The following is a 24,510-nucleotide window of genomic DNA, read 5'->3' as shown; positions in this document are numbered from 1 at the left end:
GGGGCATGCCGCAGAATCAGCGGGCAAAGCTACGACCTGCGGAAATGAGAACTGTGATGATCGACGTCATCGTCGTCGGCGGTGGACCCACCGGACTGATGCTGGCCGGCGAACTGCGGCTTGCCGGAGTGCATGTGGTCGTGCTTGAGAGGTTGACCGCGCCGACCGAGCAGTCCCGCGGTCAGGGCCTGCACGCGCGCAGCGTCGAGATGATGGACCAGCGCGGCCTCCTCGACCGGTTCCTCGCGGTCAGTGAGAAGTTCCAGGTCGGCGGCCTCTTCGGCGGCATCGCCAAGCCGTGGCCGGACCGGTTGGACACGGCACACCCGTACGGCGTCGCCACCCCGCAGCCGGTCACCGAGCGGATCCTCAACGAGCGTGCCCTCGAACTCGGTACCGACATCCGGCGCGGCAGCGAAGTGGTCGGCCTGAGCCAGGACGACGACGGGGTGACGGTCGAGCTGGCGGACGGCACGCAGCTGCGCTCGCGCTACCTCGTCGGGTGCGACGGCGGCCGCAGCACGGTGCGCAAGCTGGTCGGCGTCGGTTTCCCCGGCGAGCCCGCCAAGGTCGAGACGCTCCTCGGCGACATGGAGGTGACCGAGGACCCGGCGACGATCGAGGCCGTCGTCGCGGAAGTCCGCAAGACCCAACTGCGGTTCGGCGTCAGCCCCACCGGGAACGGGACGCACCGCATCGTCGTGCCCGCCGACGGCGTGTCCGAGGACCGTGCCACCGCGCCGACCCTCGAGGAGTTCAAGAAGCAGCTCGTTGCCGTCGCGGGCACCGACTTCGGTGTGCACTCGCCGCGCTGGCTGTCCCGGTTCGGTGACGCGACGCGGCAGGCCGAGCGCTACCGCGTCGACCGGGTGCTCCTTGCCGGCGACGCGGCCCACATCCACCCGCCGACCGGCGGGCAGGGGCTCAACCTCGGCGTCCAGGACGCCTTCAACCTCGGCTGGAAGCTGGCCGCCGCGGTCAACGGCTGGGCCCCGGAGGGGCTCCTCGACAGCTACCACGCCGAACGGCATCCGGTGGGCGCCCGCGTCCTCGACAACACCCGCGCGCAGATCACGCTCCTCGGCACCGAAGCGGGCCCGACCGCGCTGCGGGAGCTGTTCGCGAAGCTGATGGACTTCGAGGAGGTGAACCGGTACGTGACCGGAATGATCACCGCGGTCGAGGTCAGCTACGACTTCGGCGCGGGCCACGAACTCCTCGGCCGGCGGATGCGGGACCTGGCGCTGAAGCAGGGCCGCCTCTACGAGCTGATGCACGACGGCCGCGGGGTGCTCCTCGACCAGACCGGCCGACTCTCGGTGGAGGGCTGGGCGGACCGGGTCGACCACGTCGTCGACGTCAGCGAGGAACTCGACGTACCCGCGGTACTGCTGCGGCCCGACGGCCACGTGGCGTGGGCCGGGGACGACCAGCAGGATCTGCTCGCTCACCTCCCGAAGTGGTTCGGCACGGCCACCGGCTGAGCCTGTCGTCAACCTCGCCCCCCCCGGCGCGGGCGGTCGCGCCCCCGACGCGGGTGATCGCGCCGCCAGGGCTGGTGGCCACGTCAACTCCCGCAGAGCTCCGTCGCGACCACCTCATCCTCCCGCTTCTGCTCGCCCCAGTCGCCGTTCCGGTTCATGGTCAGCACGTGGCGCCCGTCCGCCGTGGCTGCCGTGCGGCTCGCCGATCCGGGGATCATGCCGCCGTGGCCCCAGGCCCAGCAGCCCTGCTTGAGCTTGAAGTGGCGTATGCCCAGGCCGTAGAGGTCCTCCGGGCCTCCGTGGCCTTTGTCGCCGTCGACGGGGACGGCGTCGAGCAGTGCGCGCTGCTGGGCGGGTGGCAGCAGTCGGCCGCCCAGCAGCGTGGACATGAAGGTGTTCACGTCACTCACGGTCGATATCAGCTCGCCGGCCGAGAAGGCCACTGTGGGGCTGAACTCGGTGACGTCGCGCACCTTTGCGTGCGGTGGTTCCTCGAAGAGCGTCGAGTAGTGCGTGGCGTGAGGAGCGGGCACCTTGGGTGAGGGGCCGGGCACGGTGGTGCCGCGCAGCGCGAGCGGGTCGATGATGAAGCGCTCGACCGCCTTCTTGTACGTGCCGCCCGTGGCCTTCTCGATGACCATTCCGGCGAGGATGTAGTTCGTATCCGAGTAGGCCCACTTGCCGGGCTCATCAGGCCTGCTGCCCTGCTCCGGCTGGAAGTTGGGCGGGTGGGCGAGCCCGATGTCGACGAGCTGCGCGGGTGCCCACCGGGTGTAGCGGTGCTTGTCGAAGGCGTCTCCCGCGTACTTGGCGCGGAAGCCGTCGTCCATGTTGTAGTCGAAGATTCCGCTCGTGTGGTTCAGCAGGTGCCGCAGGGTGATGTGCTGCGGTCGGTAGCCCTTGCCCCGCACCACCCGGGGCAGCCACTTCTCGACGCTGTCGTCCAGCGAAAGGCGCCCCTCGGCTTCGAGCTTGAGCAGCACCACAGCCGTGAAGGTCTTGCTCAGGCTGGCGATGCGGAACTTCTCGTGGGTGCTGCGCTCGTGCCCGGCCGCGAGATCGGCGACGCCTGCCCGCCCGCGCCACACCCCATGGCCGTCTCTCGCTTCGGCGATGACGCCCGGCGCGCCCTGCTCGACGATCCGGTCGAGCGCGGCCTGGGTCCGGGCATGTGACCGGGGCGGATGGCGAGGCTCACCGGCCGAGACCGGGGCAGCGGCGGCAAGCGTGCCGAGACCGCAGAGGACGGCAAGAAGACAACGAACTGACGGTAGGCGACTCATGACAACAGCTCATCAGCCGACCGACCCGCCCACCATCAGGAATCCCCCGGAGATCGGTCAGGGAAAGCCACTAGGTGTGCTCAAAGTTGATCTTGAGGTGGGATGATCTCGCTTTGCGGCACGTGGAGATCTGACGGATGCGCAGTGGGCCCACCTGGAGGTGCTGTTGCCGGTGGGCACGAACCCGGGCCGCCTGGCGGCGTCGCCACGTCGATCGTGATCACGGCCGGGCAGCGCGGGAACTCCCCGCAGTTCGAGACCGCGCTGGAGAAGATCCGGGGGCGTCGCGCCGGGGCCGGCAGGCCACGCACCCGGCCGAACCGGGTGCGGGCCGACAGGACGTACGCCTCCCGCAAGAAGCATGCCTGTCCCCGGCGTCGCGGGATCCGCCGCACTATCCCGGACAGGCTCGATCAGGCCCGCAACCGCAGGAAGCACGGCTCGCGCGGCGGCCGCCCGCCGAGGTTCGACAGGATCGACCATCGCGAGCGGGACGCGGCGGAGTGCGGCGTCAACCGCCCCAAAAGGCCTCGGGCGGTGGCCACACGCTACGAGAAGCCCGCCGTCCGCTACGCAGCAACCGTCCTGGTCGCGGCCCTCAACGAATGGCTGTGACCAGCACCTTCGCGATCGGCCCGGCGGCCGTTCACTGAGTCTGCGTCTCGAATGCCTGGGCAACAGCAAGGCTGTCCTCGTAGACATGGTGCCGGGTGACAAGGCCGTCTTCGACGGTCAGGTGCAGGGCGAATCGTGCGCGATACGCCCGTCCCGTCGGTCGGGCGGTCTGGCGGATCTCGCCGAGTACGACCGCCTCGTTTCCGTCGATGAGGATGCGCTCGACCTCGGTCGCCACGTGTTCCGGGACGTGATGCTCGGCAAGCTCGCGATAGTGGGCGGCCGCGTCGGCCCGGGTGGACCGGTGACGGATCCAGGGCGTGGCAGTGCGGCCGTGCTCGGCCTCCGGCCAGTCCAGCTTCCAATCGCCCCGCTCCGCATACAGCTCGGCGATGCGCCCGGGGTCGCCCTCGCCGATCCTGCGAAGCAGTTCCTCAACCACGGTGCGCGTTTCTGTAGGTGCGGCTATGGACATGGCATACCTCTTTCCTCCTGGTCCGCGTCCCCTGTCAGCGCGGAGAGGTCACCAACCTTGGCCACGCACACAGGCCGAGGCGATTACCTCTGGAGTAAGGCAAGCCCATCACCAAGATCTACTTTCGATCCACGTCCCAAGGCCTGTCCGGCGGATCCTGAGCCGAAAATCAGGCGACAGTCGCAGACCTGGCGCCCTAACGTCCGCAGACATGGCACCTTCACTTGAGCGTCCCCCCTTGCAGTCCGACGAGCGCACCGCGATCACTGGCTGGCTGGATCTGCAGCGGCAGATCCTGAGATGGAAATGCGAGGGCCTGAGCGAGGCGGACGCGCGCCGCTCCGTCATCCCGACCTCACCGGCGATGACGATGGCCGGTCTCATCAGCCATATGCGCTGGGTCGAGCACACCTGGCTGGAAGTCCTGTTCCTGGGCGGCGACAAGACGCAGAACCCGTCCTTCGACGAGACGGACGAGGACGCCAGCTGGCGCACCGAAGGCGTCTCGCTCAAGCGTCTGCTCGCGGAGTACGAGGCCCAGTGCGCCCGAAGCAACGAGATCGTGGCCGCGGCCTCCCTGGACGACGTAGGCCGCCACCCCGACTACCGCTCCGGCAACGCCAACCTCCGCTGGATGCTCATCCATCTCATCGAGGAGACCGGACGGCACGCGGGGCACGCGGACATCGTGAGGGAGCTGCTCGACGGGGCCAAGGGCTACTACTAGGGCGTGTCTCAGGGGTGCCCCGGGAGTCCGCTCCCGGGGCGAACCGGAGTCCGGTCCCGGGGCGATGCAGGAGCTCGCTCCCGGGGCGGGTCAAGGGTTCGGTCAGGGTGATCCCTGATGGCAACGGCGGCTGCTCCCAGCAGGATTGATCTTGTCATCAAGGCCTGTCCACGCTGCTCCGGAGGAAACTCGATGCGCAAACGTCTTGCCCTCACCGCCCTTGCCCTGGCCACCTCTGTCACCGCCGGTCTGGCGGCACCCGCGATGGCCGCCGGGCCGGACCCCGTGCGGCAGGGGCTGCGGACGCTGGTGCACTCCGGCCAGGCGCCCGGTGCGCTGGCGAGCGTGAGGGACAGCAACGGGACATTCCGCACCTACACCGCGGGGGTAGGGGACCGGGACACGCACGCGAAGGTGCCGAGGGACGGTCAGGTGCGGATCGGCAGCGTCACCAAGACGTTCACCGCGGTGGTCGTGCTGCAACTGGTCAAGGAGGGGAAGATCCGCCTGGACAAACACGTGGACGACTACCTGCCGGGCCTCGTCCGCGGGAAGGGGATCGACGGACGCGACATCACGGTGCGGCAGCTTCTGCAGCACACCAGCGGTCTTCCCGACTTCGAGGACGACGTCACCGACGCCATCCTTGAGCGCCGCTACCTCTCCCCCCGCGACAGCCTGGACATCGCCCTCCGGCACGAAGCCGTCTTCAAGCCCGGCAAGAAGTGGTCGTACAGCAACACCAACTACCTGGTCGCAGGCCTGATCGTGGAGAAGGTCACCGGCCGCCCCCTCGCCGAACAGATCGACCAGCGCATCATCCGGCCCACCGGTCTGCGCCACACCTACTTCCCCGCCCCCGGCGAGACGACCATCCGCGAACGCCACCCCCAGGGCTACCACCAGGACCAGCCGGGCGAGTCGCCGCTGCGCGACGTCACCGAGATCGACCCCTCCGCGGCCTGGGCGGCGGGCGCGATGGTCTCCACCAACTCCGACCTCAACCGCTTCTTCTCCGCGCTGCTGAAGGGCGACCTCCTCCGAGAGGCCCAGCTCAAGCAGATGCTCACCACCATCCCTGTGAAGAAGGGGGAGGACCGCTACCGCATGGGGCTGGGGATCATGAAGGTGAAGCTGTCGAAGAACTGCGTCGCCTGGGGCCACAGCGGTGGCATACCCGGCTACGGGACCTGGGCCATGGCCACCGAGGACGGCCGCGCCGCCAGCGCCACGATGACCCGCGAGCCGAAGACCAGCGATGCCCTGGCACACCTCGAGGGAGTCGTGGACGCGGCCCTGTGCCGCCGCTGACCGATCCGCTTGACGCCACGCGCGAAGCCGCGGCAGGCATGTTCCAGCCAGTCCCGGATCTGGCGTTCGCCCTGGTCTCGTTGCGCGTGGGGGGGCGACTTCTGGGTGGTGCGGTGGAAGCTGTCCGGCACGTCGGCGACCGGCCGTGCGGTCGACGTCGACCTCGCGGACTTCGTCCTGGTCGAGAAGGGGGCGGTGAAGGAGAAACACTCCTACGTCGACTACGTCGACGGAGTCGCCCTGCGGGCCGCGCTGGCCTCCACCGCCCCCTGACCCACCGGGCTCAGTCCCCGTCGAGCATCGGAAGGAGCACCGCCGCCGACCAGCTGAAGTTGGGCGAGTTCAGCGGGGCCCCGGTCAAGGGGTCGTAGTTCTCCATCACCGGGCTCCGGCCGGCAAGGCCCCGCGCACCGGTCACGAGCCGGTCGGTGAGGGCGCGGGCCTCGGCGGTGTAGCCGTACCGCCGCAGCCCGGCCTGGGCGAAGTAGGCCTGGTCCAGCCAGACCGGTCCGCGCCAGTAGCGCTGCGGGGCGAAGTAGGGCGAGCTCCGGGCGACGGTCGGGAACGGCACGGGCGTGGCGAACTCGCCCGGATCCGTCAGCTTGTCGCGTACGGCGGCGGCCTGGGCGGGCGACGCCGTCCCGGTCCACAGGGGGATGGCGCCCTCGATGCCCCGCCCACGTGCGGTCAGGCGCTCGCCGCTCGCAAGGGCCGTGTCGTGGAACCAGCCGTCCTCGGGGTCGTACATCCGCTCGCGCACCGCCCGGTGCGTGGCCTTGGCCCTGCCCCGCCAGTGCCGCTCCCCCGCCTTGTCCCCCAACTCCCGGGCGATGGTGGCGAGGTGGTCCTGGTCGGCGGCGAGGTAGGCGTTGAGGTCGACGGACTCCTGGGTGAGCGAGTAGCCGGTCACGGTACCGGAGGCGTCGTGGTTGGCGACCACCGAGGTGCCGAGGGCCGCGTCGAAGCGCGGCGCGTTGTCCATGCCGCTCTCCCAGGCGGCGGCGAGCCGTCGCTGCTCCGCGCTGTCGTTGGCCGGGTCGACGGTCGCCCCGTACTCGGCGAGCCCGTCGCGGTCGTGGTCACGGTTGCGGTACCACCAGGCCTGATAGGCGGCCAGCTTGGGATACGTCTCGCGCAGGAACCCCCGGTCACCGCTGCGCCGGTAGACCTCCCAGACCGCCCACGCGGCCAGTGGGGGTTTGCTGTTGCGCTCGTTCCAGTTGCCACCGCCGTCGGACGTGTCGTTGTAGAAGACCGCGTCGGGAATCATCCCGGCGTCCTGCGGCCGGGTCGACGATGTCGGGCGTACTTGGTGGTCGAACATGGCGCGGATCTGGGACGTGGCCAGACCGGGGTCGAAGCGGGCCGTGCCGACGGCCTGTTTCCAGGTGTCCCAGGCCCAGACGCCGCCGGTGAACCACTTGTACGAGATCGAGGGGCTGATGGCGTCGTGCCGGATCCGCCCGGCGGCGGAACGCCAGTTGGTGACCAGGGTCTGCAGCGACTTCACGGCCAGGCGGCGCCGCGCGGACGGCACCCCGTCGGTGACGGCGGCGACATAGCGGCGCCAGCGCGCGTCACCGGCTGCCGCCGTGGCGACCGGCTGGCCCAGGGCACGCCGTACGGCGGCGGCCTCGCGCTCCCGCTCCGGTGCGGTGAAGGTGTAGCTCTCGGCCCAGTCCAGGGTGCGGTCCGCGCCGGGAGCCAGGCGGAGGGGCGCGGCCAGTTCGCTACGGTAGCTGTCGCCGTCGACCGTGGTGCGGACCCGCTGGCGGTGGGTGACCTCGAAGCGCTCGGTGCCGTCGGTGAGGTAGTCCCACTTCTCACGGACGCGTGCGAAGCCGACGGCGACACCGCTGGCGGTGGCGCTCAGCGCGGGCGCGTCACGCTGCGGTGGCGCCTGCGGGCGCAGCAGGGTGCCGGTCCAGTCGGCGGCGAGGGTGCGCGGCGTGTGGCCGGCGTTGCGGATCCGGGCTCGCACCAGCGCGGTGCGGTCGGTGGCGAACCGCAGCTCCAGGGTGAGGCGGAGCCCGTCGAGGCGGTAGGACTGGCGCAGCAGTCCGGGCAGCGAGGTGAGCCGCGGTGCGCCGCCCGCGGCGAGGTCGATCGCCTTCCCCGCCTCCTTCAGCCGGATCCGGCTGAAGGACTTGCTCAGCCACCACGGGTACTCCTGGGCGATGTACAGCGGCCCGGTGAAGCCGCCGTACGTCGACGGATCGCTTGCCGACGGCAGTGCGTAGGCGTGCCAGGCGCCGCGGTCGGCGAAGACGTTGACGGGGTTGAACTCGCCGGTCTCGGCAGCCTTCGGCACGCCTTGGAGGTCGAGGACGTTCTCGTACGAGGACGGCGCGGCGCTTGCCTGCGGCGCGGAGCTCCCGTACGGCGCGGAGCTCCCCCGCGGCAGGGGCCGATGTTTCCCGTGAAACGTCGAAGCCGCGCCGACTGCGGGGGCCTGGGCGAGGCCGAGGGCCAGAGTGAGGGCGAGGGCGGTCAGGGCGCGCGAGCGAGAGCGCAATGCGGTCTCCCGGTCTATGGGGTCCGAGGAATGCCGAAGGTGACCATGGTCATGCCCGTCACACGCCCGGGCAAGGGTCCCGTACGCCCCAGAAGCATCACGACAACCAGGAACATCACGCCTCCCGCGAAAATGCGTGGTCGCGACCGACGGCGACCGTGTCGTGGCCCGCGGCCGGAGCGTGCCCTTCGACGCCGCGTCGCCGGGCCGCGAGGACTTACCGGATCAGGGCTGGAACGGCGTGCTGGTGTGGGCGTTCTCCGACCGGCGCCACCTCCGTCGGACGACCATGGCCAGCGCCCTCTACATCACCTCGACGCCGCCTATCTGGGCCGCGGCCTGTCCCACCGCATGCCGGCCGCCCTGCGGGACGCGGTCGAAGGCGAGGTCCCCGGCGCACTGGCCCCCGTGCACTGCGACACTACGCCGTCTACGTCGAGCCGAACGTGTGGGTCCGCCACCGGGTGACGGCGGCCAACTTGCGGTGGGGCGCCACGGATCCGGGCCGCCCGCGCGATGCCCCGGTCCGACGCACCACATGTTTTGAATCACTCGCTTCAAAACGTGTTACGGTCCGTACCTGACCGCAGGAGAACTCCTCCCCGCTCGCCTCCGACCGTCAAGCCGCCCCGGAACAACCCCAAGGAACAGAAGGAGCAGACATGACCTCGTCCGCCACTCCCCCGCTCGCCCGTGTCCGCGTCACGGCAGACCCCGACTGGTACGAGCAGGCCGGAATCTCCCTCGGCATCCGCGCGGGCGGGCTGGTCTTCACCTCGGGGCAGGCGCCGATCGACGCGAGCGGAGAAACCGTCGGGCACGGGGACTTCGAGGCGCAGGCCCGTCAGGCCCTGGCCAATGTGTCCACCGTCCTCACCAACGCGGGCTCCGGCCTCGACAAGGCGGTGAAGCTCACCGTCTTCGTCACGGACATCGCCCACCAGGACGCCTTCGCGACCCTCCGGGCGGAGCACTACGCCGCCCCCTTCCCCGCGGAGACCTTCGTCCAGGTCACCGCGCTCGCGAGCCCCGACTGGATGGTCGAGATCGAAGCGGTCGGCACCGTGGGCTGACCCCTGGAGCCCACAGGAGGACCCGGCCGCCACCTCCCGGCGCGTCGCCCAGATCTACGGGGACCTGTACGACCGGCGACGGCACGAGGACTCAACTACCCCACGCCACACGGCAGTTGTTGTCGCACCCCAAGAGCTGCCCTATCGTCCCTCCCCACACAGCCACGGCGGGTCCGGCAGCGGGCGCGGGCGCACCGGGCCGACGGGGAAGACCGCCGTGCTCGACGCGCTGTACGCCGGATGCCACGCCCAAGTACCGACAGCTCTGGAAGGCGTTCTCCAGGCCGCGTCGGAGGCTTTCCTCGACCGCAAGGGCCACGTCCCTCGGCTGACCTGGTGGCGCTCCCGCCTGGCCGACATCGACGGCTCCTACGGCCCCTGGGCGCGCAAGACCCGCCGCCCCGCGCTCATCCTCCTCGGCAACGTGGACGACGCGCTGCGGGAGCGCTTCCTCGTCCCGTTCGTCGATCGGTACGCGCACATCGCCCCGCAGCGCCCGAGACACGGTCCGGCCATGCTGGCCGTCGTCTTCGCGTCCTCGCTCGGCCGCGGCTCCGATCCGGACCTGACGCCCACCACCGTCGAAGCGCCGTGGAGCAGTCCCGAGCTCCGCCCACCCCACACATGGCTGCTGCATCCACCCCGCCCCTCTTCCAGCAGTCGTCGAAAGACTCAGCGGGGGCCGTGCGGGTAGCGCCCTGCTCCTGACCAGGACAGCGGTTGACCGGATCGAGGGCCCCGATCCACTCGACCTGGACGAGCTGCTTTCGCTGCCCTCCTCCGACGCCGCGCACCCCTCGCCGTACGACTGCTGGAGCAGCTCCTTCCGGACCCCGCACTGGAGGGGAGTGCCGCGGCCGACCTGCTGCGGCTGCGCCGAACCCGAATGAGCTCATCCGGCTGCCCTTGGTGCTATGGAGGGCGTCGGCCTTGATATGCGCGCCACCGGGGCCAGTCCGGCGATCAGGAGCAATCCGCCGAGCGGCAGCAGGTCCAGGTGGACCGCGAAGAGTACAAAGCCCGCGAGGACAAGGAGGGGACTCCAGGCGGGCAGCAGCCGCGGCCGGGCAGCCACCAGCATGAACAGCAAGATGAGCGAGCCCAGTTGGAACGCGAGAGGGCCGATCAGCTCCAGCGGTTCGGGCAAGGGCGCCGCGGCGTCCAGGTCGGCGAACAGATCGCCGAGGATCACCCAGAGGAAACAGGCGACGCCGAACAGACCGCCCGCCGCAGCCGCGTTCGCCACGAGACGCCCGCGCGCGGTGGCGGCGGGGACGAGTTGCCGCAGTCTGACCGTCACCGCGCCGAAGAGTACGAAGCCGACGAAGAACAGCGCGTGTCCCACGTTCCAGGCGAGCCCAGGTCCGTGTTCCCCGTCCAAGCCGTCGGCGAGCCGAAGCAGTCCGTACAGCACCAGCAGGAGCGGGGCGATGAGGACAGGGCTCCAAATGCCCACGATTTTTGAGGTCATACCAGCAGACTCACAGGCCACCGGCCTCCCGCCCATCGGGGACGCCCCCCACCGAACCCGGGAATGCGTCCCGTAGGGGACCGAGCCCACCCACGACGACGCGACCGACCGCGAAAGCGCTTCTTCCCTAGCCCTGATGGTCGTGGTAATCGTGAATGCGCCAGCCGACACCGGGAAGTTCCTCGAAGAGTTCGGCCGCGACAAGCTCCTCGGCCTGCCGCCACGGCGCCCTCGCGTCGACCACGAGTCTGAGCTCCGCCGTGGTGATGACGCCGCCGGTAGGGCTCCCCGCCGACCAGCAGAGCGCGGAGACGTAGAGGCGGAACGCCCCGTCGGAAAGGAACCGCACCCTCCAGTTCCACGGGAACCGATCGTCGAACTGTGCCCACGGCATCGCTGCCTCTTTCGTCGGTGTCGGCGTTGACTGCTCCTCGGCTGCGCTCTTCTCGTATACAGGGTGTCTACGCAAACGCACAGAGCTTTCGGGATTCGCCTCGTGGCTCGCGGGGGATGGCGTATCCGCGGCTCGTGGCGTAGGCATGGGCAGCGTACGGCGACAGGCGGGCGGGATGAGCCTCATGGGCGAGCAGGAGCGGACGGACTTCAACGACCTCGTGCGCGAGCGCCGAGCCGAACTGGGCATCAGCCTCCGGGAGCTGGAGGCGCGGTCCGTCGACCCGGAGGCCGGTGAACAGGCCCGGTTCGGGTGGATCTCCAAGGTCGAGAAGGGACGGCCGGTCGACGCCCCGCCCCCGGCGCTCCTGCGCGCCCTGGCGGTGGGCCTCGCGCTTCCCCTGCGGGTGCTCCAGGAGGCCGCGGCGGCACAGTTCCTCGGCATGACCTCGTACGTGTGGAGCGAGGACCGTACGACACGGGTGCTCGCCGCGCACATCGAGGAGATGTCGGACGCCGAGCGCCGGCAACTGGCGGACATCGCTGAGACGTTCGCTCGCAGGCGTGCGCGGAGCGAGGGTGCGCGGGGGTAGTGCGCGGCACCGCCGCGCCGCGACTCCCCCTGGCCGCCGGGTGGCCGTTGTGGCACAGTCGGTGATCCGCCGCCTGGGGGGCGCAGTCGGATACCACCGCGCACGGACTGGTCCGTGTGGCGCTGACGAATGTGGCCGCGAGGGGCTGGAATGACAGACGACGACGCGCAGCGATGTGACGAGCCGGGCGAACCAAGCGAGTCGGGCGAGTTCAGTGAGCCGCGGGCGGTGTTCGACATGGAGTTCGTGGACTGGCTGCCGGGCGGCAGAGCCGTCGTACCCGTGGAGAGCCAGGGCCGGTTCACGTGGCTCGTGGTGCGCGGGCATGTCTCGGAACAGGCCCGCCGGGAGTTCGTACGGGAGATCCAGCACATCGTGGGGCGCGGGCTCTGGCGGCAGAACTGGCTGCCTGAGGCGGACTAGGCCCGGTCCGGCTCACCGGACCGGGCCAGAACTTGCTCACCGGACCGGACCCGGCGCCTCACTTCCGGCCACGCGCGGAGGGTCCTAGACGGCCAGGCCCCGCAGCAGCTCCGGCAGAGCCGTGCCGATCGGCTCGCGCACGAGCTGGTCGGCCTGCGCGTCGTACGGCGTGGGTTCGGCGTTGACGATGATCAGCCGGGCGCCGTGGTCGGCGGCGAGTCCGGCGAGTCCGGCGGCGGGCTGTACCTGGAGGCTGGTGCCGACCGCGATGAACACCTCGCACGCCTTGGTGATCGCCACCGCGTCGCCCAGGACCTCCGGGTCCAGGCGCTCGCCGAACATCACCGTCGCCGACTTCAGGATCCCGCCGCAGTCCAGACACGGCGGATCCTCCTCGCCCGCCTCCACCCGGACCAGCGCCTCCGCCATCGGACCGCGCGCGGCACAGCCGGTGCACACCACCGACCGTGCCGAGCCGTGGAGTTCGAGCACCTTGCGCTCGGGCAGCCCGGCCAGCTGGTGCAGCCCGTCCACGTTCTGCGTGATCACCCGCACCGGTACGCCGGAGCGCTCAAGGGCGACCACGGCGTCGTGCGCGGCGTTGGGCCGCGCCTGGAGCGTGCGGTTCTTGCGCCGCATCTGCCAGGACCGGCGCCGGATGTCCGGGTCGTTCATGTAGAAGTCGTACGTCACGAGCTTCTCGGCCTCCGGATCGCGCCGCCACAGCCCGTTGGGCCCGCGGTAGTCCGGGATGCCGGAGTCGGTGGAGATGCCCGCTCCGGTGAGAAGGGCGACGAGAGGCTTGCTCATGCCGTCGAGCCTAGGACGCGCGCGGCGGCTTGGGCGAACGGATATGCGGGAGTGGCCGGTCGGCGCCCCGCTGCGGCGGACAACCGCCGCGGTACGACTACTCACCGCTGCGGGTGACTCCCGCGCTCACCGCGCGTACCTGCGACAACGCCGGGGAAGGCAGCGCCTGCACTGTCCAGCCACCGCACCCGGAGGCCCTGTTGAGACGCTCCGCCCTTGCCTTCTCCGGCGTCCTCGCGACGCTCGCGCTGTCCGCGGCTCCCCCGCTCGCACCCCCGGCCGAGGCCTTGCCCGGGAAGGTCTGCTTCTGGCCCGAGCCAGGCGAGACGGGGGCGGGCGGCGGCTGGTGCTACACCCCCGGGAGCGGGTTCGCCGTGCCCGAGGAGCGTGTGCACCGGCACGCCAAGTCGTTCAGCTCACAGGTCGACACAACCGTGTACGCGCTGCACTTCCCCAGGTCCGGGCCCTGCCTGCAACGCACCATCCGCGGCGGTGACTACTCCGAGAACTGGGAGTGGTGGGACAAGTTCGACGGGGTCGACACCAACCCGCACTCCGACTGCGAACCGGGGTGAGGCGCACGGGGCGCACGCGCACCGCCGTCCTCATCCCGCTCTGCCTCCTGGCCGCGCTCACGGGCCTGACCGGCTGCGGTACGCCCCGTGAGCCGGCCGTCTCGCTCAGCCCGGCCGACACGCTCAAGGCCGCCCAACTCCTGCTCACCGACCGCTGTCTGACCCGCCAGGGGCTCACCCCGCCGCGTCCCGGCGAACGGCCCGCACGCGTGGCCGACGCCGAGCGCGTCGACCGCGCGCTGTTCGGCACCGGGCGGGCCGAGCTCACGCTCAAGCTGCCCAGCGGGCACGTCATCGGCCACCACACCGACGGCTGCCTGGCCGCCGCCGAGCGGCGCCTCTACGGAGACCAGGGCCGCTGGTTCCGGGCGGTCACACGCGTCAACAACCTCAAGTCCAAGGCCCCGTCGCGCGACCGCGCCGCCTACCGGGAGCTGCGTGCCCACGCGCTCACCGAGGCGAGGGCCCTGCTGTCCGCCGAAACAAGAGCCGGAACAAAAGCCGGAACAAGCTCGAACAAGAGCTGAAGCACCACCTCAACAACAGAAAGGCACCCCTTCATGAAGCATCCCGTAGCCCTCCTCAAGCAGCCCGTGGCCCTGCTCGCCGCCGTCCTGCTGGCCTCCGGTGTGGGCATGGCCACCGCCGCGCCCGCGTCGGCCGCACAGTGTCCGAGCGGCAACTTCTGTGTCTGGACCGACGCCAACTTCGGTGGGCAGCGCATGAACGCCTCGGGTGACGACGAGTGGTGGGAGAGCTGGATCGCCGACGAGGACTCCTCCTGGGCGAACCACGGCATCTCCGGGCCCGGCGTCAAGGACCACGTCAGGGTGTACGAGAGCGCCATCCAGTTCCCGTCCACCGGCGGTGACATGACGATCTGCCTGCGCCCCGGTGACGAGGTCGGCTACAACGCCACCGCCAACGACCGCGGCGACGCCCATGTGTGGGCCATGGGCTGCTAGGCCTCGTACCGCAGTGCCTTCCTGGTGTGCGGCGGTTCACCACCGCACACCAGGGGTTCCGCACGGATGGGCCACCAGGTGTCGCGGCCGAGGAGCGCTGCCAGGGCGGGCACAAGCACGATCGACAGGACGTACGCGGAGAGCACGATGCCGAGGGCCGTCGCGAAGCCGATCTGCCGGGCCGCGGGGGCCAGGTTGACGGCGAGGCTGCCGAAGGAGCCCGCGAGGACCAGGCCCGCCGTGGCGATGGCGGGCGCGGTGTGCCGTACGGCGCGGGCCACGGCCGCCCGGGCGGGTCCGGGCCGTTCCATCTCCTCGCGGATCCGGTCGCTGATCAGGATGCTGTAGTCGGTGCCCAGGGCGACGACGAAGAGGAACAGGACGAGCGGCAGGGTGAAGTCGACGCCCGGCTTGTCCAGCAGGTGCTGGTACACCAGCGCGCAGGCCCCGAGGGTGGCCGCGAAGCCGAGGCCGATCGCGATGATGAGGATCACCGGTGCCAGCAGGCTGCGCAGCAGCACGAGGAGCATCAGCGCGATCAGGGCCGCCGCGACCGGGAACACGGTCTTGAGGTCGTGGTCGACGGCGTCCGCGACATCGGCGAGGACCGCCGCAGTACCGCCCACATGGGCCTGGGTACCGGCGGGCGTGTGCCGGGCGACGGCGGCGCGGACCGGTCCGGTGACCAGGTCGCGGGCCTTCCGGGACTGTGGATCGGCGGTCAGGTACAGGTCGATGCGGGCGGCCTTGCGGTCCTGGGTGAAGGTGGTCGCGCCCGCCTTGCCCACGCCCTTGGTCCGGGTGAGCGCGTGGGTGAGGCCGTCGAGCTTCTTCGGGGTGAGGGTTTCGCCGTTCTCGGCGGTGACGTAGACGGTCGTCGGGTCCCGCACCCCGGCGGGCAGGGAGCGGGAGATCTCGGCGCCGGTGTCCGAGGCCGCGGTGCCGCCGGAGCTGGTGCTGCCGGGCTGGCCGTAGTCCATCCGCATCCCCACCATCCCCGCGGCCAGCGCGCCGAGCAGGGCGACAGAGGCGAGTACGAGGGTCAGTGGCCGGCGGGCGACCAGGGCGCCGAACCGTCCGGCGAGGCTCGCTCGGGGCGTCCCCTTCAGCGCCTGTGAGGGCCGGAACATCGCGCGTCCGGCGGCCGCGAGCAGCGCGGGCATCAGGGTGAGACCGGCCAGGAGCATGACCAGGACGGATACGGCGATGGCCGGGCCGAGCACGCGGAACTGCCCGAAGGACGCCACCCCCAGGGTGGCGAAGGCGGCGACGACGGTCAGCGCCGCCGAGGTGATCGCGGTGCCGAGCCGTCCGGTGACCTCGGCGGCCGCGTCGCGACCGTGCTGCCGGGGGTGCGCCCGCAGCTGCTCGCGGAAGCGGAACAGCAGGAACAGGAAGTAGTCGATGCCGATGCCGAGCAGGACGACATTGATGAGCTGCGGTGTGGACGTGTCCAGTGTGATCCCGGTGAGCAGGGCGACCCCGGCCACGGCGCCCGCCGCCGCGCCGCCGACGAGGACGACCGCGAGCAGCGGCACGACCGCCGCGAGGACGCTGCGGAACACCAGCGCGCTGAGCAGCACGATCAGGCCGAGGGCGAGCACGATCGCGATCTCGAACGAGTTCGCCTCCGCGTCGGCGGTGTCGACGGTGTCGGCGAGCCCTCCGGTGAATCCGGTGCGCAGGCCGACGCGGGAGAACGCGGACTCGGCGTCGTCCCTGAATTCCCGGAAGAGGTCCCGCAGCCCCGGGTCCGCGGCGTTGCCGGTCAGGTCGACGGAGAACAGCGCGAAGCGGCGGTCGGGCGCCACCGTGCCGGGGCTCGTCCTGGGGGTCTGCGAGTGGTCCTTTCTCAGGAACGCAAGGCCGCTGCCGCCTGTGGGCATGGCGAGGCGTCGGCGGCCGAGCTCCTCGGTCTCGGTGGCGATGCGCTGCCGGTCGACGGGGGTGAGCGGCTTGTCGTCGGACCGGGCGACCAGCACGGTCACGGTGTTGGCGTCGGGTGTGACGCCGAATTCCTTCTCGGCAACTTGCTGGGCCACGGCCGAGTCGTACGTCTCCGGCAGGAAGTCTCCCGCCTGGGTCTCGGTGACACGGTGGACGAGGGTCTGACCCAGGACGGCCAGGAGGACGCCAAGGACCGCCCAGACAGCGATCACCTTCCATGGGTTTCTGGCGGAGAACCCGGTCAGGACGGGGATCACGTATTCCTCCGGAAGCGGCCTTTCACCGGGGTTTCCCGGCCGCTCTCCAGACCATCACCCGCAGGCCCGGTGATCGTCCCGGCACAGAATGAGAACCGCACCGGGACCGGGGTCCCGCGAGCGCCGCCGACCAGGACCCTGCTCCTGGTCACAAGCTCGGCCCCAGGGCCCGGAGCCGATCACACCGCGGTGCGAAGATGAATCACGAAGGACAGTCACGGCCGCACCGGCACGCATCCCGCGGTGGGGCCGGACTACGGGGAGGAACCATCACGATGCCGCCACGCCGACATTTCAGGGCGGGTGCCTTGAGCGCCGCCACGCGACGCGCCTTGAGCACCACCGAGCCACGCGCCCTGACCGCCGCCGAGCCGAGCGCCCTGAACACCACCGAGCCACACGCCGTGACCGCCGCCGAGCCAAGCGCCCTGACCGCCGCCAGTCCGCGCGCCCCGCGTGCCGCCGCCTGGACGTGGACGCGCAACGACGGGCTCGTCGCCGTCGGCGCGACCGCCCTCGACCTGTTCAGCTACTCGGTCAGCGGCGAGCTCGACAGTCACCCCGTGACGGTGCCCGGAATCGCCCTGGTCACGGCCTCGACGCTGGCGCTGCTCTTCCGGCGCCGCCACCCGGTCCTCACGATCGTGGCCGCCCTCGCGCTCATCGCGGCGCTGCGGCTGACCGAGCCGGTGTCGAACGGCTTCAACGCCGCTCTCGTGGTCGCGCTGTTCACGGTCGCCCGGACCAGGAGCCTCGCGGTGGCGGTCCCGGCGGGCCTGGCGAGCGTGGCCCTGCCGCTTCTCAACAGTGCCCGCGACCCGCTCTCGCACTGGGACACCCTGGGCAATCTGGCGGCGGCCGCGCTCGTCATCGGCGCCGCCACCGTGCTCAACCGCTGGCAGCGGGACGTGGAGGCCAACCGCAGGCTCCTGGCCGACCGCGCGGTGGCCGAGGAGCGCCGCCGCATCGCCCGGGAGCTGCACGACATCGTGTCCCACCACATCACCACCATGCAGCTGATGGCCGGCGGCGCCCGGGCCAATCTGGCGCACAACCCCGACGTGTCCCGCGACGCCCTGATCACCCTGGAGGACTCCGGGCGCATGGCCCTGCGCGAGATGCGCCAGCTCCTCGACGTACTGCGGGCCGACGACGAACCGGATGACGCGCCACCGTCACCGCAGCCGGGAGTGGCGGACCTCGACCGCATCGTCGCCGAGTCCTGCCGGGCGGGCCTGCCCACGGAGCTCAGCGTGCTCGGTCAGGAGCGCCCGCTGCCGCCGACCGTCAGTCTGACCGTGTTCCGCATCGTGCAGGAGGCGCTCACCAACGCCCGGAAGTACGCGGCCGGGGCCCGGGCCCGGGTGCGGCTCACGTACCTGCCGGACGAGCTCGTCGTGGAGGTGCGCGACGACGGCGCGGGCACGCTCACGGCGGTGGGCGCTGCCGGAGCGTCCCGGTCCGGGAGCGGCGGCTACGGTCTGATCGGCATGCGGGAGCGCGTCGCGGTGCACGGCGGCTCCCTGTCGGCCGGCCCTCTCGACGAGGGCGGCTTCGGGGTGACGGCGAGCCTGCCGCTGGCACCGGGTGAGGGAGAGGACCTGCTCCGATGAGCGCTGCCGCGGACACGATCCGGGTACTGATCGCCGACGACCAGCCGCTGGTGCGGCGCGGCCTGGCCCTGATCCTCGGGCCCGACCCGGCGTTCGAGGTGGTGGCCGAGGCCGACAACGGCCAGCAGGCCGTCGCCCACGCCCACCGGCTGCGGCCCGACGTCATCGTCATGGATATCCGCATGCCGGTCCTGGACGGCGTCAAGGCCACCGAGGAGCTGGCGCGCGTCCTGCCCGATTGCCGGGTCCTCGCCCTGAGCACCTTCGACATGGACGAGTACGTCGTCGCGGCGCTGCGCGCGGGCGCCTACGGGTTCCTGCCCAAGGACAGCTCTCCGGAGGAGCTGATCGCGGCGGTACGGACCGTTCACACCGGCGAAGCCGCCGTGGCCCCGCGCCTGCTCACCCGGCTGATCTCCACGTACGTCAGGACGCCGGAGCGGCCGCGGCCGCCCGCGATGCCGCTGAGCGAGCTCACCCCGCGCGAGGTCGAGGTGTGGCGCCTCATCGCCACCGGGCTCGACAACACCGAGATCGCGGCAGCCCTGGAGATCAGCGCCTCGACGGTCAAGAACTACATCACCAGCATCTTCGGCAAGCTGAGCGTCCGCGACCGCGCCCAGGCAGTGATCGCCGCCTATGAATCCGGCCTCGTCGAGGCCGGGTCCCGCGCGTCCGCCGAGCGCTCTCCGAGGGCATGATCGGCACCGCTTGAATGATCAAAGGAGCGTGGGGTTAGCATGTGAGCGCCGCCTAGCTCGAAAGAGAAGCCTGTGACTGTCAACGACGACTCGTTCACTAACTGGAAGCACCGCGAGGAGATCGCCGAGTCGATGATCCCGCTCATCGGGAAGCTGCATCGAGAGCGGGACGTCACGGTCCTGCTGCACAGCCGCTCCCTGGTGAACAAGTCGGTGGTCAGCATCCTCAAGACCCACCGATTCGCCCGGCAGATAGCCGGCGAGGAGCTCTCGGTCACCGAGACGCTGCCTTTCCTGCAGGCTCTCACCACGCTCGACCTCGGCCCGTCCCAGATCGACATCGGCATGCTCGCCGCGCTGCACAAGAGCGACGACCGCGGCCTCTCGGCGCAGGAGTTCACCGCCGAGGCCGTCGCCGGCGCCACCGGCGCCAACAAGATCGAGTGCCGCCAGGGGCGCGACGTCGTCCTCTACGGCTTCGGCCGCATCGGCCGCCTCGTCGCCCGTCTGCTCATCGAGAAGGCCGGCTCCGGCAACGGTCTGCGCCTGCGCGCCGTCGTCGTCCGCGGGGGCGGCGAGCAGGACCTGGTCAAGCGCGCCTCGCTGCTGCGCCGCGACTCCATCCACGGCCAGTTCCAGGGCACGATCACCGTCGACGAGGCGAACAGCACGATCATCGCCAACGGCAACGAGATCAAGGTGATCTACGCCAACGACCCGTCGGAGGTCGACTACACGGCGTACGACATCAAGGACGCCATCCTCATCGACAACACGGGCAAGTGGCGCGACCGCGAGGGCCTGTCGAAGCACCTGCGCCCCGGTATCGACAAGGTCGTCCTGACCGCCCCGGGCAAGGGCGACGTCCCGAACATCGTCCACGGCGTCAACCACGACACGATCAAGCCGGACGAGCAGATCCTGTCCTGCGCGTCCTGCACCACCAACGCGATCGTCCCGCCGCTGAAGGCGATGGCCGACGAGTACGGCGTGCTGCGCGGCCACGTGGAGACCGTCCACTCGTTCACCAACGACCAGAACCTCCTGGACAACTACCACAAGGCCGACCGCCGCGGCCGCTCCGCGCCGCTCAACATGGTCATCACCGAGACCGGCGCCGCCTCCGCCGTCGCCAAGGCGCTGCCCGACCTCAAGGCCCCGATCACCGGCAGCTCGATCCGCGTCCCCGTCCCGGACGTCTCGATCGCGATCCTCAGCCTGCGCCTCGGCCGCGAGACCACCCGCGAGGAGGTCCTCGACCACCTCCGCGACGTCTCGCTGAACTCCCCGCTGAAGCGCCAGATCGACTTCACCACCGCCCCCGACGCCGTCTCCATGGACTTCGTCGGCTCGCGCCACGCCTCGATCGTCGACGCGGGCGCCACCAAGGTCGACGGCGACAACGCGATCCTCTACCTGTGGTACGACAACGAGTTCGGCTACTCCTGCCAGGTCATCCGCGTCGTGCAGCACGTCTCCGGGGTGGAGTACCCGACGTACCCGGTCACGGTCGCCTGACCTCCGGGCACTGACAAACCGGCGCAAGGGCCCGGCGGCATCGAGCCACCGGGCCCTTCGCCCGCTTGCTCACTCGCCCCGCTGCGGACCCGGGCCGATCTCCCGTACCACCGTGTACGTCGGCGCCCCGGTCATCCGTGCTTCGGCCTTGCCCGAGAGCCCGTCGAGCGCGCCCTGGATCGCCGCGAGCCGCCCGTCGGTGTCCGACGTCGCCACGAAGTGGCGGTAGTCCGCCTCGCTCTCCCAGTCCACGACGTTGATGACGCGCGTGCCGTCCGTGCTCACATGGAACCGGGCCGACCGGTACCCCGGGTAGAACCGCACCCAGCGCTCCTGGATCGCGGCGAACGCCGCCACCAGCTCCGCTTGCGTCTCGGGCCCGTCGACGGTGTAGTCGATGATCGAAGAAAACCCACGCTCGGCACTCATCAAACCGCTCATTTCCTCAAGACCCCGTCGTGCGGGGGCCGGTGATCACTTCAAGACCTCACTCAACAACCTCAATCGCGCTTGAGGTCAACAGTGATCCCGCCGACACCGCCGCGCTCAGGGCTTGCGCCCCACCGCCCCGAAGTCGTCGACCTCCTCGGCGTCGGCGTCGGCCGGTCCGGGGCGCCACCGGGAGACCGACACCAGGCCCGGCTCCAGCAGGTCGAGGCCGTCGAAGAACCGTGCCAGCTCCTCGGGGCTGCGGTTCACCCGCGGGTTGTCGCCCGCCTCGTTCCACTGGTCGATCATTTCGCGCATCGCCTTGGGGTTGATGACCTCCGTGTCGTCGCACAGCACCAGGTAACTGCCCGAGGGCAGCGCGTCGACCAGGCGGCCGACGATCGCGTAGGCGGTGTCGTCGACGATGTGCGCGGTGATGCCCAGGAGCATCAGCGCGACGGGTTCCGCGAAGTCCAGCGTGGCGGCCGCGCCGCGCAGGATGGCCTCCGGGTCGCGGATGTCCGCGTCGATGTAGGCGGTGGCGCCCTCGCGGGTGCTGGTGAGCAGCGCCTCCGCGTGGGCGAGGACGATGGGGTCGTTGTCGACGTAGACGATGCGCGCCTCGGGTGCGACGCGCTGGGCGACCTCATGGGTGTTGTCGGCGGTGGGCAGGCCCGTGCCGACGTCCAGGAACTGGCGGATCCCGGCCTCCCCGGCCAGCTGCGACACGGCGCGGACCAGGAACGCCCGCTGGGCCCGGGCGATGTCGATGATCCCCGGATTCGCCGCGCGGATCTGGTCACCGACCTGCCGGTCGATCTCGTAACAGTCCTTACCGCCCAGCCAGTAGTTCCAGATCCGCGCGGAATGCGGCACACCACTGTTGATGAGCGAGGCGTCAAACGGCATGAGAACTCCCCGAGTCGGCTCGACGTCACCCCATAACGTAGGCGCGCCCGCTCAACACGCCCAGCCGCGCCCGGCGGGGCGCCGACGACCGGCCCCACAGGCAACCGGTCGTCCACGCCCCGCCCTTCGGCACGACTGCGCGTCAGCAGGTGCGGCCGACGTAGTGGGCGCCCTGGATCTTCCCGGCGGATCCCAGCCACGTCCTGCCCGGGCCGACACACCGCTCGTAGTCGGGCGCCAGGGCCACCCGCACCTGGATGACGACCCGCGAGCCGTCGGAGGTGCAGTGGTTGTAGTAGGCGTCAGAGCTCGTCTCGTAGAAGCCGCACGGGTCGGCGGCGGCCACGTTCGCGGCAGCTGTCACGACCCCCAAAGAGGACAGGACAAGGGCGGCAGAGCCGAGGACGCTGGTCGCCATGTGACGGATACGCACAGAGAACTCCATGGTGAGGGCTTGCTGACGCGGCGTACTGCTGTCACCGCGCCGAGTCGGATATCAACGCCCTGAGGATCACCGCGCTACGCCACGCGGGTTCCCGGAACACCGCGCCGTTCACCTGCAGAAACGTTTCGATGTAGGCCGAACGGATGATCTTGGCCAACTCCCCCGCCAGGACGGCGGATCCCGGTTTCGCGTGTGAGCGGTCGCACAGGTCCTCCGCCCCCTGTTCTTGAAGCGCATGCATCGGGCACCCGCTACGGTCTCCGGGTGACCGAACTCGACACCTTGCACGCCACCCGTGAGTCCTACGACGCCGTCGCCGCCACCTATGCGGAGCTGTTCCACGACTCCCTGCGCGACCGCCCCCTGGAGCGCGCCCTCCTGAGCGCCTTCGCGGAGGTGGTGCGCGCCGACGGTGACGGCGACGTCGCAGACCTCGGCTGCGGGCCGGGGTACGTCACCGCTCACCTGCACGGGTTGGGCCTGAACGCCTTCGGTGTCGACGCCTCCCCCGCGATGATCGAGCTCGCTCGCGCGGCGCACCCCGGACTCCGGTTCGAGGTCGGCTCGATGGCCGCGCTGGACATCGAGGACGGCGCGCTGGGCGGGGTGCTCTCGCGGTGGTCCGTCATCCACACCCCGCCGCGGGAACTGCCCGCCATCCTGGCCGAGGTCGCCCGGGTCCTCGCTCCCGGCGGGCACCTGTTGATCGCCTTCCCCGCCACCGACGGCCCCGACCACGAGACGCAGGCCTACGACCACGCGGTGGCGACGGCCTACCGCTGGTACCCCGACCGTTTCGCCGCGCTCCTGCGCGACCACGGGCTCGTCGAGACGGGCCGCACGGTGATCGAGCCGAAGCCCACCGACCAGCGGCAGTTCCAGGAGGTCCAGCTCCTCGCCCGCAAGGCGTAGGCCTCGACCGTGTGAACCGGCTACACCCCGGATTCGTCGCGCTCGGGCCAGGTGATGTCGGCGACGAGCGTCCGGAAGGCCGTGCGGTACGTGCTGGGGGTCGTGCCCGTCAGGCGCTGGAAGTGGTGGCGCAGGTTGGCGGGGGTACCGAGGCCGGTTCGGGTCGCGATGCGCTCCACGGGGTCGTCGGTGCGTTCGAGGAGCCGTTGGGCCCGCTGGATGCGGGTGCGGAGCAGGTACTGGAGCGGGGTGAGCCCGGTCTCGGCGCGGAAGCGCCGGGTCAGGGTGCGGACACCGGTGCCCGCGTGGGCGGCGATGTCGGTGAGCGTCAGCGGGTGGTGCAGCTGGGCCTCCAGCCACCGGGTGACCGGTTCGATGGTGCTGCCGGGCAGAGTGACGGCGTTGTACGCGGCGTCGGGCGCCTGCTCGTCGGCGGCCGGGTCGTGGAGCCGTAGGAACAGCTGCCGTTCGGTTTCGATGGCCACCGCGTCGCCGTGGTCGAGGGTGATCAGGTGGAGACAGAGGTCGACGCCGCCGAGGACGCCCGCGCCGGTGTGGAAGGGGCCGTCCGCGACGACCGCGCCCTCGGGGTCGACCGTGATGCGGGGGTGGCGGCGGGCGAGTTCGTCCGTGTGGCGGCGGCTCGTGGCGGCGCGGCGGCCGTCGAGGAGTCCGGTGGCCGCGAGCGTGAACGTGCCCGTGCCGATGGCGCCGACGCGGCTGCCGCGCGCGACGGCGGCGCGCAGGGCGGCGGCGACGTCGGGCGGCGGCGCGTCCCGGAAGGCCGTATGCGCGGGCAGCAGCACGGTGTCGGCGTCGTCGAGGCCCTCGAGGCCCCAGGAGGTCTCGACGCGGAAGGAACCGGGGCCGCCCGTCTCCTTGAACCCCGGGGCCGCGCAGACCCGCACGTCGTACGCCACCGGCGGGTGGTGGTGGGCGGCCGTGCCGAAGGTGGACCCGGGAGCGGTGAGCTGGTGCCCGGGGACTCCGTCGAGGGCGAGGACGGCGATCACTGACATGTCCAGAATTTAGCCGAGGGTGACATCCGAGCCGCTGTTTCGGGCTC

The 24,510-nt window shown here is 70.9% G+C and carries 27 protein-coding genes; 16 read left to right on the top strand and 11 right to left on the bottom strand.

The genetic code is table 11. From position 1 onward, the window contains the following. Positions 1 to 56: 56 nt before the first annotated feature. Positions 57 to 1,484: a rifampin monooxygenase gene (gene rox / locus ACFWZ5_RS03445; RefSeq protein ID WP_384786675.1), complete on the top strand. Its 1,428-nt coding sequence runs from the start codon at positions 57 to 59 to the stop codon at positions 1,482 to 1,484. Between the two features lie 83 nt (positions 1,485 to 1,567). On the opposite strand, the gene ACFWZ5_RS03440 is transcribed toward rox, so the two are convergent. Further along, complete coding sequence (locus tag ACFWZ5_RS03440) at positions 1,568 to 2,767, bottom strand: serine hydrolase domain-containing protein (protein ID WP_384786300.1); 1,200 nt, start codon at positions 2,765 to 2,767, stop codon at positions 1,568 to 1,570. Positions 2,768 to 2,911: 144 nt separating this feature from the next. Here ACFWZ5_RS03440 and ACFWZ5_RS03435 point away from each other — a divergent pair, with 144 nt between their 5' ends. Next, positions 2,912 to 3,382 carry a hypothetical protein gene (locus ACFWZ5_RS03435; protein WP_384786297.1) on the top strand — a complete coding sequence of 157 codons (471 nt, stop codon included), beginning with the start codon at positions 2,912 to 2,914 and terminating at the stop codon, positions 3,380 to 3,382. A gap of 31 nt (positions 3,383 to 3,413) precedes the next feature. Here the strand turns inward: ACFWZ5_RS03435 and ACFWZ5_RS03430 are convergent, their stop codons facing one another. Beyond that, positions 3,414 to 3,857 carry a nuclear transport factor 2 family protein gene (locus tag ACFWZ5_RS03430; RefSeq protein WP_384786294.1) on the bottom strand — a complete coding sequence of 148 codons (444 nt, stop codon included), beginning with the start codon at positions 3,855 to 3,857 and terminating at the stop codon, positions 3,414 to 3,416. Between the two features lie 211 nt (positions 3,858 to 4,068). On the opposite strand from ACFWZ5_RS03430, the gene ACFWZ5_RS03425 reads away from it, so the two are divergent. The 3 genes from ACFWZ5_RS03425 (at position 4,069) to ACFWZ5_RS03415 (ending at position 6,168) form a co-directional block, all read left to right on the top strand. Beyond that, a complete protein-coding gene (locus ACFWZ5_RS03425) occupies positions 4,069 to 4,584 on the top strand; it encodes a DinB family protein (RefSeq protein WP_384786291.1) in 516 nt (171 codons plus the stop codon). A 192-nt stretch (positions 4,585 to 4,776) separates the two neighbouring features. Further along, positions 4,777 to 5,895 carry a serine hydrolase domain-containing protein gene (locus ACFWZ5_RS03420; protein WP_384786288.1) on the top strand — a complete coding sequence of 373 codons (1,119 nt, stop codon included), beginning with the start codon at positions 4,777 to 4,779 and terminating at the stop codon, positions 5,893 to 5,895. A 105-nt stretch (positions 5,896 to 6,000) separates the two neighbouring features. After that, positions 6,001 to 6,168: a hypothetical protein gene (locus tag ACFWZ5_RS03415; RefSeq protein ID WP_384786285.1), complete on the top strand. Its 168-nt coding sequence runs from the start codon at positions 6,001 to 6,003 to the stop codon at positions 6,166 to 6,168. A gap of 10 nt (positions 6,169 to 6,178) precedes the next feature. Here ACFWZ5_RS03415 and ACFWZ5_RS03410 read toward each other — a convergent pair whose 3' ends face one another. Further along, positions 6,179 to 8,410 carry a trehalase family glycosidase gene (locus tag ACFWZ5_RS03410; protein ID WP_384890116.1) on the bottom strand — a complete coding sequence of 744 codons (2,232 nt, stop codon included), beginning with the start codon at positions 8,408 to 8,410 and terminating at the stop codon, positions 6,179 to 6,181. Between the two features lie 662 nt (positions 8,411 to 9,072). On the opposite strand from ACFWZ5_RS03410, the gene ACFWZ5_RS03405 reads away from it, so the two are divergent. Together ACFWZ5_RS03405 and ACFWZ5_RS03400 are read left to right on the top strand one after the other, a co-directional pair. Continuing rightward, positions 9,073 to 9,483: a RidA family protein gene (locus ACFWZ5_RS03405; protein ID WP_384793001.1), complete on the top strand. Its 411-nt coding sequence runs from the start codon at positions 9,073 to 9,075 to the stop codon at positions 9,481 to 9,483. Between the two features lie 217 nt (positions 9,484 to 9,700). Beyond that, positions 9,701 to 10,177: a hypothetical protein gene (locus ACFWZ5_RS03400; protein ID WP_384793004.1), complete on the top strand. Its 477-nt coding sequence runs from the start codon at positions 9,701 to 9,703 to the stop codon at positions 10,175 to 10,177. Between the two features lie 198 nt (positions 10,178 to 10,375). Here ACFWZ5_RS03400 and ACFWZ5_RS03395 read toward each other — a convergent pair whose 3' ends face one another. Together ACFWZ5_RS03395 and ACFWZ5_RS03390 are read right to left on the bottom strand one after the other, a co-directional pair. Further along, on the bottom strand, positions 10,376 to 10,954 hold the full coding sequence (locus ACFWZ5_RS03395) for a hypothetical protein (protein ID WP_384793007.1): 579 nt from the start codon (positions 10,952 to 10,954) through the stop codon (positions 10,376 to 10,378). Positions 10,955 to 11,081: 127 nt separating this feature from the next. Beyond that, entirely contained in the window at positions 11,082 to 11,348 is a 267-nt protein-coding gene (locus ACFWZ5_RS03390) for a hypothetical protein (RefSeq protein WP_384793010.1), read from the bottom strand. A gap of 145 nt (positions 11,349 to 11,493) precedes the next feature. On the opposite strand from ACFWZ5_RS03390, the gene ACFWZ5_RS03385 reads away from it, so the two are divergent. Next, the gene (locus ACFWZ5_RS03385) at positions 11,494 to 11,940 is read left to right on the top strand and encodes an XRE family transcriptional regulator (RefSeq protein WP_384793013.1); all 447 of its coding nucleotides are present in this window, start codon (positions 11,494 to 11,496) and stop codon (positions 11,938 to 11,940) included. A 150-nt stretch (positions 11,941 to 12,090) separates the two neighbouring features. After that, on the top strand, positions 12,091 to 12,363 hold the full coding sequence (locus ACFWZ5_RS03380) for a hypothetical protein (RefSeq protein ID WP_384793015.1): 273 nt from the start codon (positions 12,091 to 12,093) through the stop codon (positions 12,361 to 12,363). Between the two features lie 84 nt (positions 12,364 to 12,447). On the opposite strand, the gene ACFWZ5_RS03375 is transcribed toward ACFWZ5_RS03380, so the two are convergent. Next, entirely contained in the window at positions 12,448 to 13,173 is a 726-nt protein-coding gene (locus tag ACFWZ5_RS03375) for an NAD-dependent deacetylase (RefSeq protein WP_384793018.1), read from the bottom strand. 200 nt (positions 13,174 to 13,373) lie between these two features. Here ACFWZ5_RS03375 and ACFWZ5_RS03370 point away from each other — a divergent pair, with 200 nt between their 5' ends. Genes ACFWZ5_RS03370 through ACFWZ5_RS03360 form a run of 3 tightly spaced genes read left to right on the top strand, consistent with a single transcriptional unit; the run spans position 13,374 to position 14,713 of the window. After that, a complete protein-coding gene (locus ACFWZ5_RS03370; RefSeq protein ID WP_384793021.1) occupies positions 13,374 to 13,748 on the top strand; it encodes a hypothetical protein in 375 nt (124 codons plus the stop codon). Then, positions 13,745 to 14,275, top strand: a complete 531-nt coding sequence (locus ACFWZ5_RS03365) for a hypothetical protein (protein WP_384793024.1) — start codon at positions 13,745 to 13,747, stop codon at positions 14,273 to 14,275. Before ACFWZ5_RS03370 ends, ACFWZ5_RS03365 begins: the two co-directional genes overlap by 4 nt. Positions 14,276 to 14,308: 33 nt before the next feature. Continuing rightward, complete coding sequence (locus ACFWZ5_RS03360) at positions 14,309 to 14,713, top strand: peptidase inhibitor family I36 protein (protein ID WP_384793027.1); 405 nt, start codon at positions 14,309 to 14,311, stop codon at positions 14,711 to 14,713. Here ACFWZ5_RS03360 and ACFWZ5_RS03355 read toward each other — a convergent pair. Then, entirely contained in the window at positions 14,710 to 16,872 is a 2,163-nt protein-coding gene (locus ACFWZ5_RS03355; RefSeq protein ID WP_384793030.1) for an MMPL family transporter, read from the bottom strand. The genes ACFWZ5_RS03360 and ACFWZ5_RS03355 overlap by 4 nt on opposite strands. 377 nt (positions 16,873 to 17,249) lie before the next feature. Between ACFWZ5_RS03355 and ACFWZ5_RS03350 the strand changes: the two genes are divergently transcribed. The 3 genes from ACFWZ5_RS03350 (at position 17,250) to ACFWZ5_RS03340 (ending at position 20,749) form a co-directional block, all read left to right on the top strand. After that, positions 17,250 to 18,530 carry a sensor histidine kinase gene (locus tag ACFWZ5_RS03350; protein ID WP_384793033.1) on the top strand — a complete coding sequence of 427 codons (1,281 nt, stop codon included), beginning with the start codon at positions 17,250 to 17,252 and terminating at the stop codon, positions 18,528 to 18,530. Continuing rightward, positions 18,527 to 19,231 (top strand): response regulator, encoded by a 705-nt coding sequence (locus ACFWZ5_RS03345; RefSeq protein ID WP_384793036.1) that lies wholly within the window; start codon positions 18,527 to 18,529, stop codon positions 19,229 to 19,231. The genes ACFWZ5_RS03350 and ACFWZ5_RS03345 overlap by 4 nt, the downstream gene beginning before the upstream one ends. Positions 19,232 to 19,303: 72 nt before the next feature. Beyond that, positions 19,304 to 20,749: a glyceraldehyde-3-phosphate dehydrogenase gene (locus ACFWZ5_RS03340; RefSeq protein WP_384793039.1), complete on the top strand. Its 1,446-nt coding sequence runs from the start codon at positions 19,304 to 19,306 to the stop codon at positions 20,747 to 20,749. 69 nt (positions 20,750 to 20,818) lie between these two features. On the opposite strand, the gene ACFWZ5_RS03335 is transcribed toward ACFWZ5_RS03340, so the two are convergent. The 3 genes from ACFWZ5_RS03335 to ACFWZ5_RS03325 form a co-directional block, all read right to left on the bottom strand. Next, positions 20,819 to 21,178 (bottom strand): antibiotic biosynthesis monooxygenase family protein, encoded by a 360-nt coding sequence (locus ACFWZ5_RS03335; RefSeq protein ID WP_384793042.1) that lies wholly within the window; start codon positions 21,176 to 21,178, stop codon positions 20,819 to 20,821. 117 nt (positions 21,179 to 21,295) lie between these two features. After that, a complete protein-coding gene (locus ACFWZ5_RS03330) occupies positions 21,296 to 22,087 on the bottom strand; it encodes an SAM-dependent methyltransferase (RefSeq protein ID WP_384793045.1) in 792 nt (263 codons plus the stop codon). Between the two features lie 142 nt (positions 22,088 to 22,229). Further along, a complete protein-coding gene (locus tag ACFWZ5_RS03325; RefSeq protein WP_384793048.1) occupies positions 22,230 to 22,532 on the bottom strand; it encodes a DUF6355 family natural product biosynthesis protein in 303 nt (100 codons plus the stop codon). A gap of 264 nt (positions 22,533 to 22,796) precedes the next feature. On the opposite strand from ACFWZ5_RS03325, the gene ACFWZ5_RS03320 reads away from it, so the two are divergent. Next, a complete protein-coding gene (locus ACFWZ5_RS03320; RefSeq protein WP_384793051.1) occupies positions 22,797 to 23,444 on the top strand; it encodes a class I SAM-dependent DNA methyltransferase in 648 nt (215 codons plus the stop codon). 20 nt (positions 23,445 to 23,464) lie between these two features. On the opposite strand, the gene ACFWZ5_RS03315 is transcribed toward ACFWZ5_RS03320, so the two are convergent. Further along, positions 23,465 to 24,463 (bottom strand): GlxA family transcriptional regulator, encoded by a 999-nt coding sequence (locus ACFWZ5_RS03315; RefSeq protein WP_384793054.1) that lies wholly within the window; start codon positions 24,461 to 24,463, stop codon positions 23,465 to 23,467. Between the last annotated feature and the right edge of the window lie 47 nt (positions 24,464 to 24,510).

This window comes from Streptomyces sp. NPDC059003 (assembly GCF_042740445.1).
Lineage (GTDB): Bacteria > Actinomycetota > Actinomycetes > Streptomycetales > Streptomycetaceae > Streptomyces.
The sequence above is the reverse complement of the archived record's forward strand: the minus strand, read 5'-3'. Positions and strand labels throughout refer to the sequence as shown.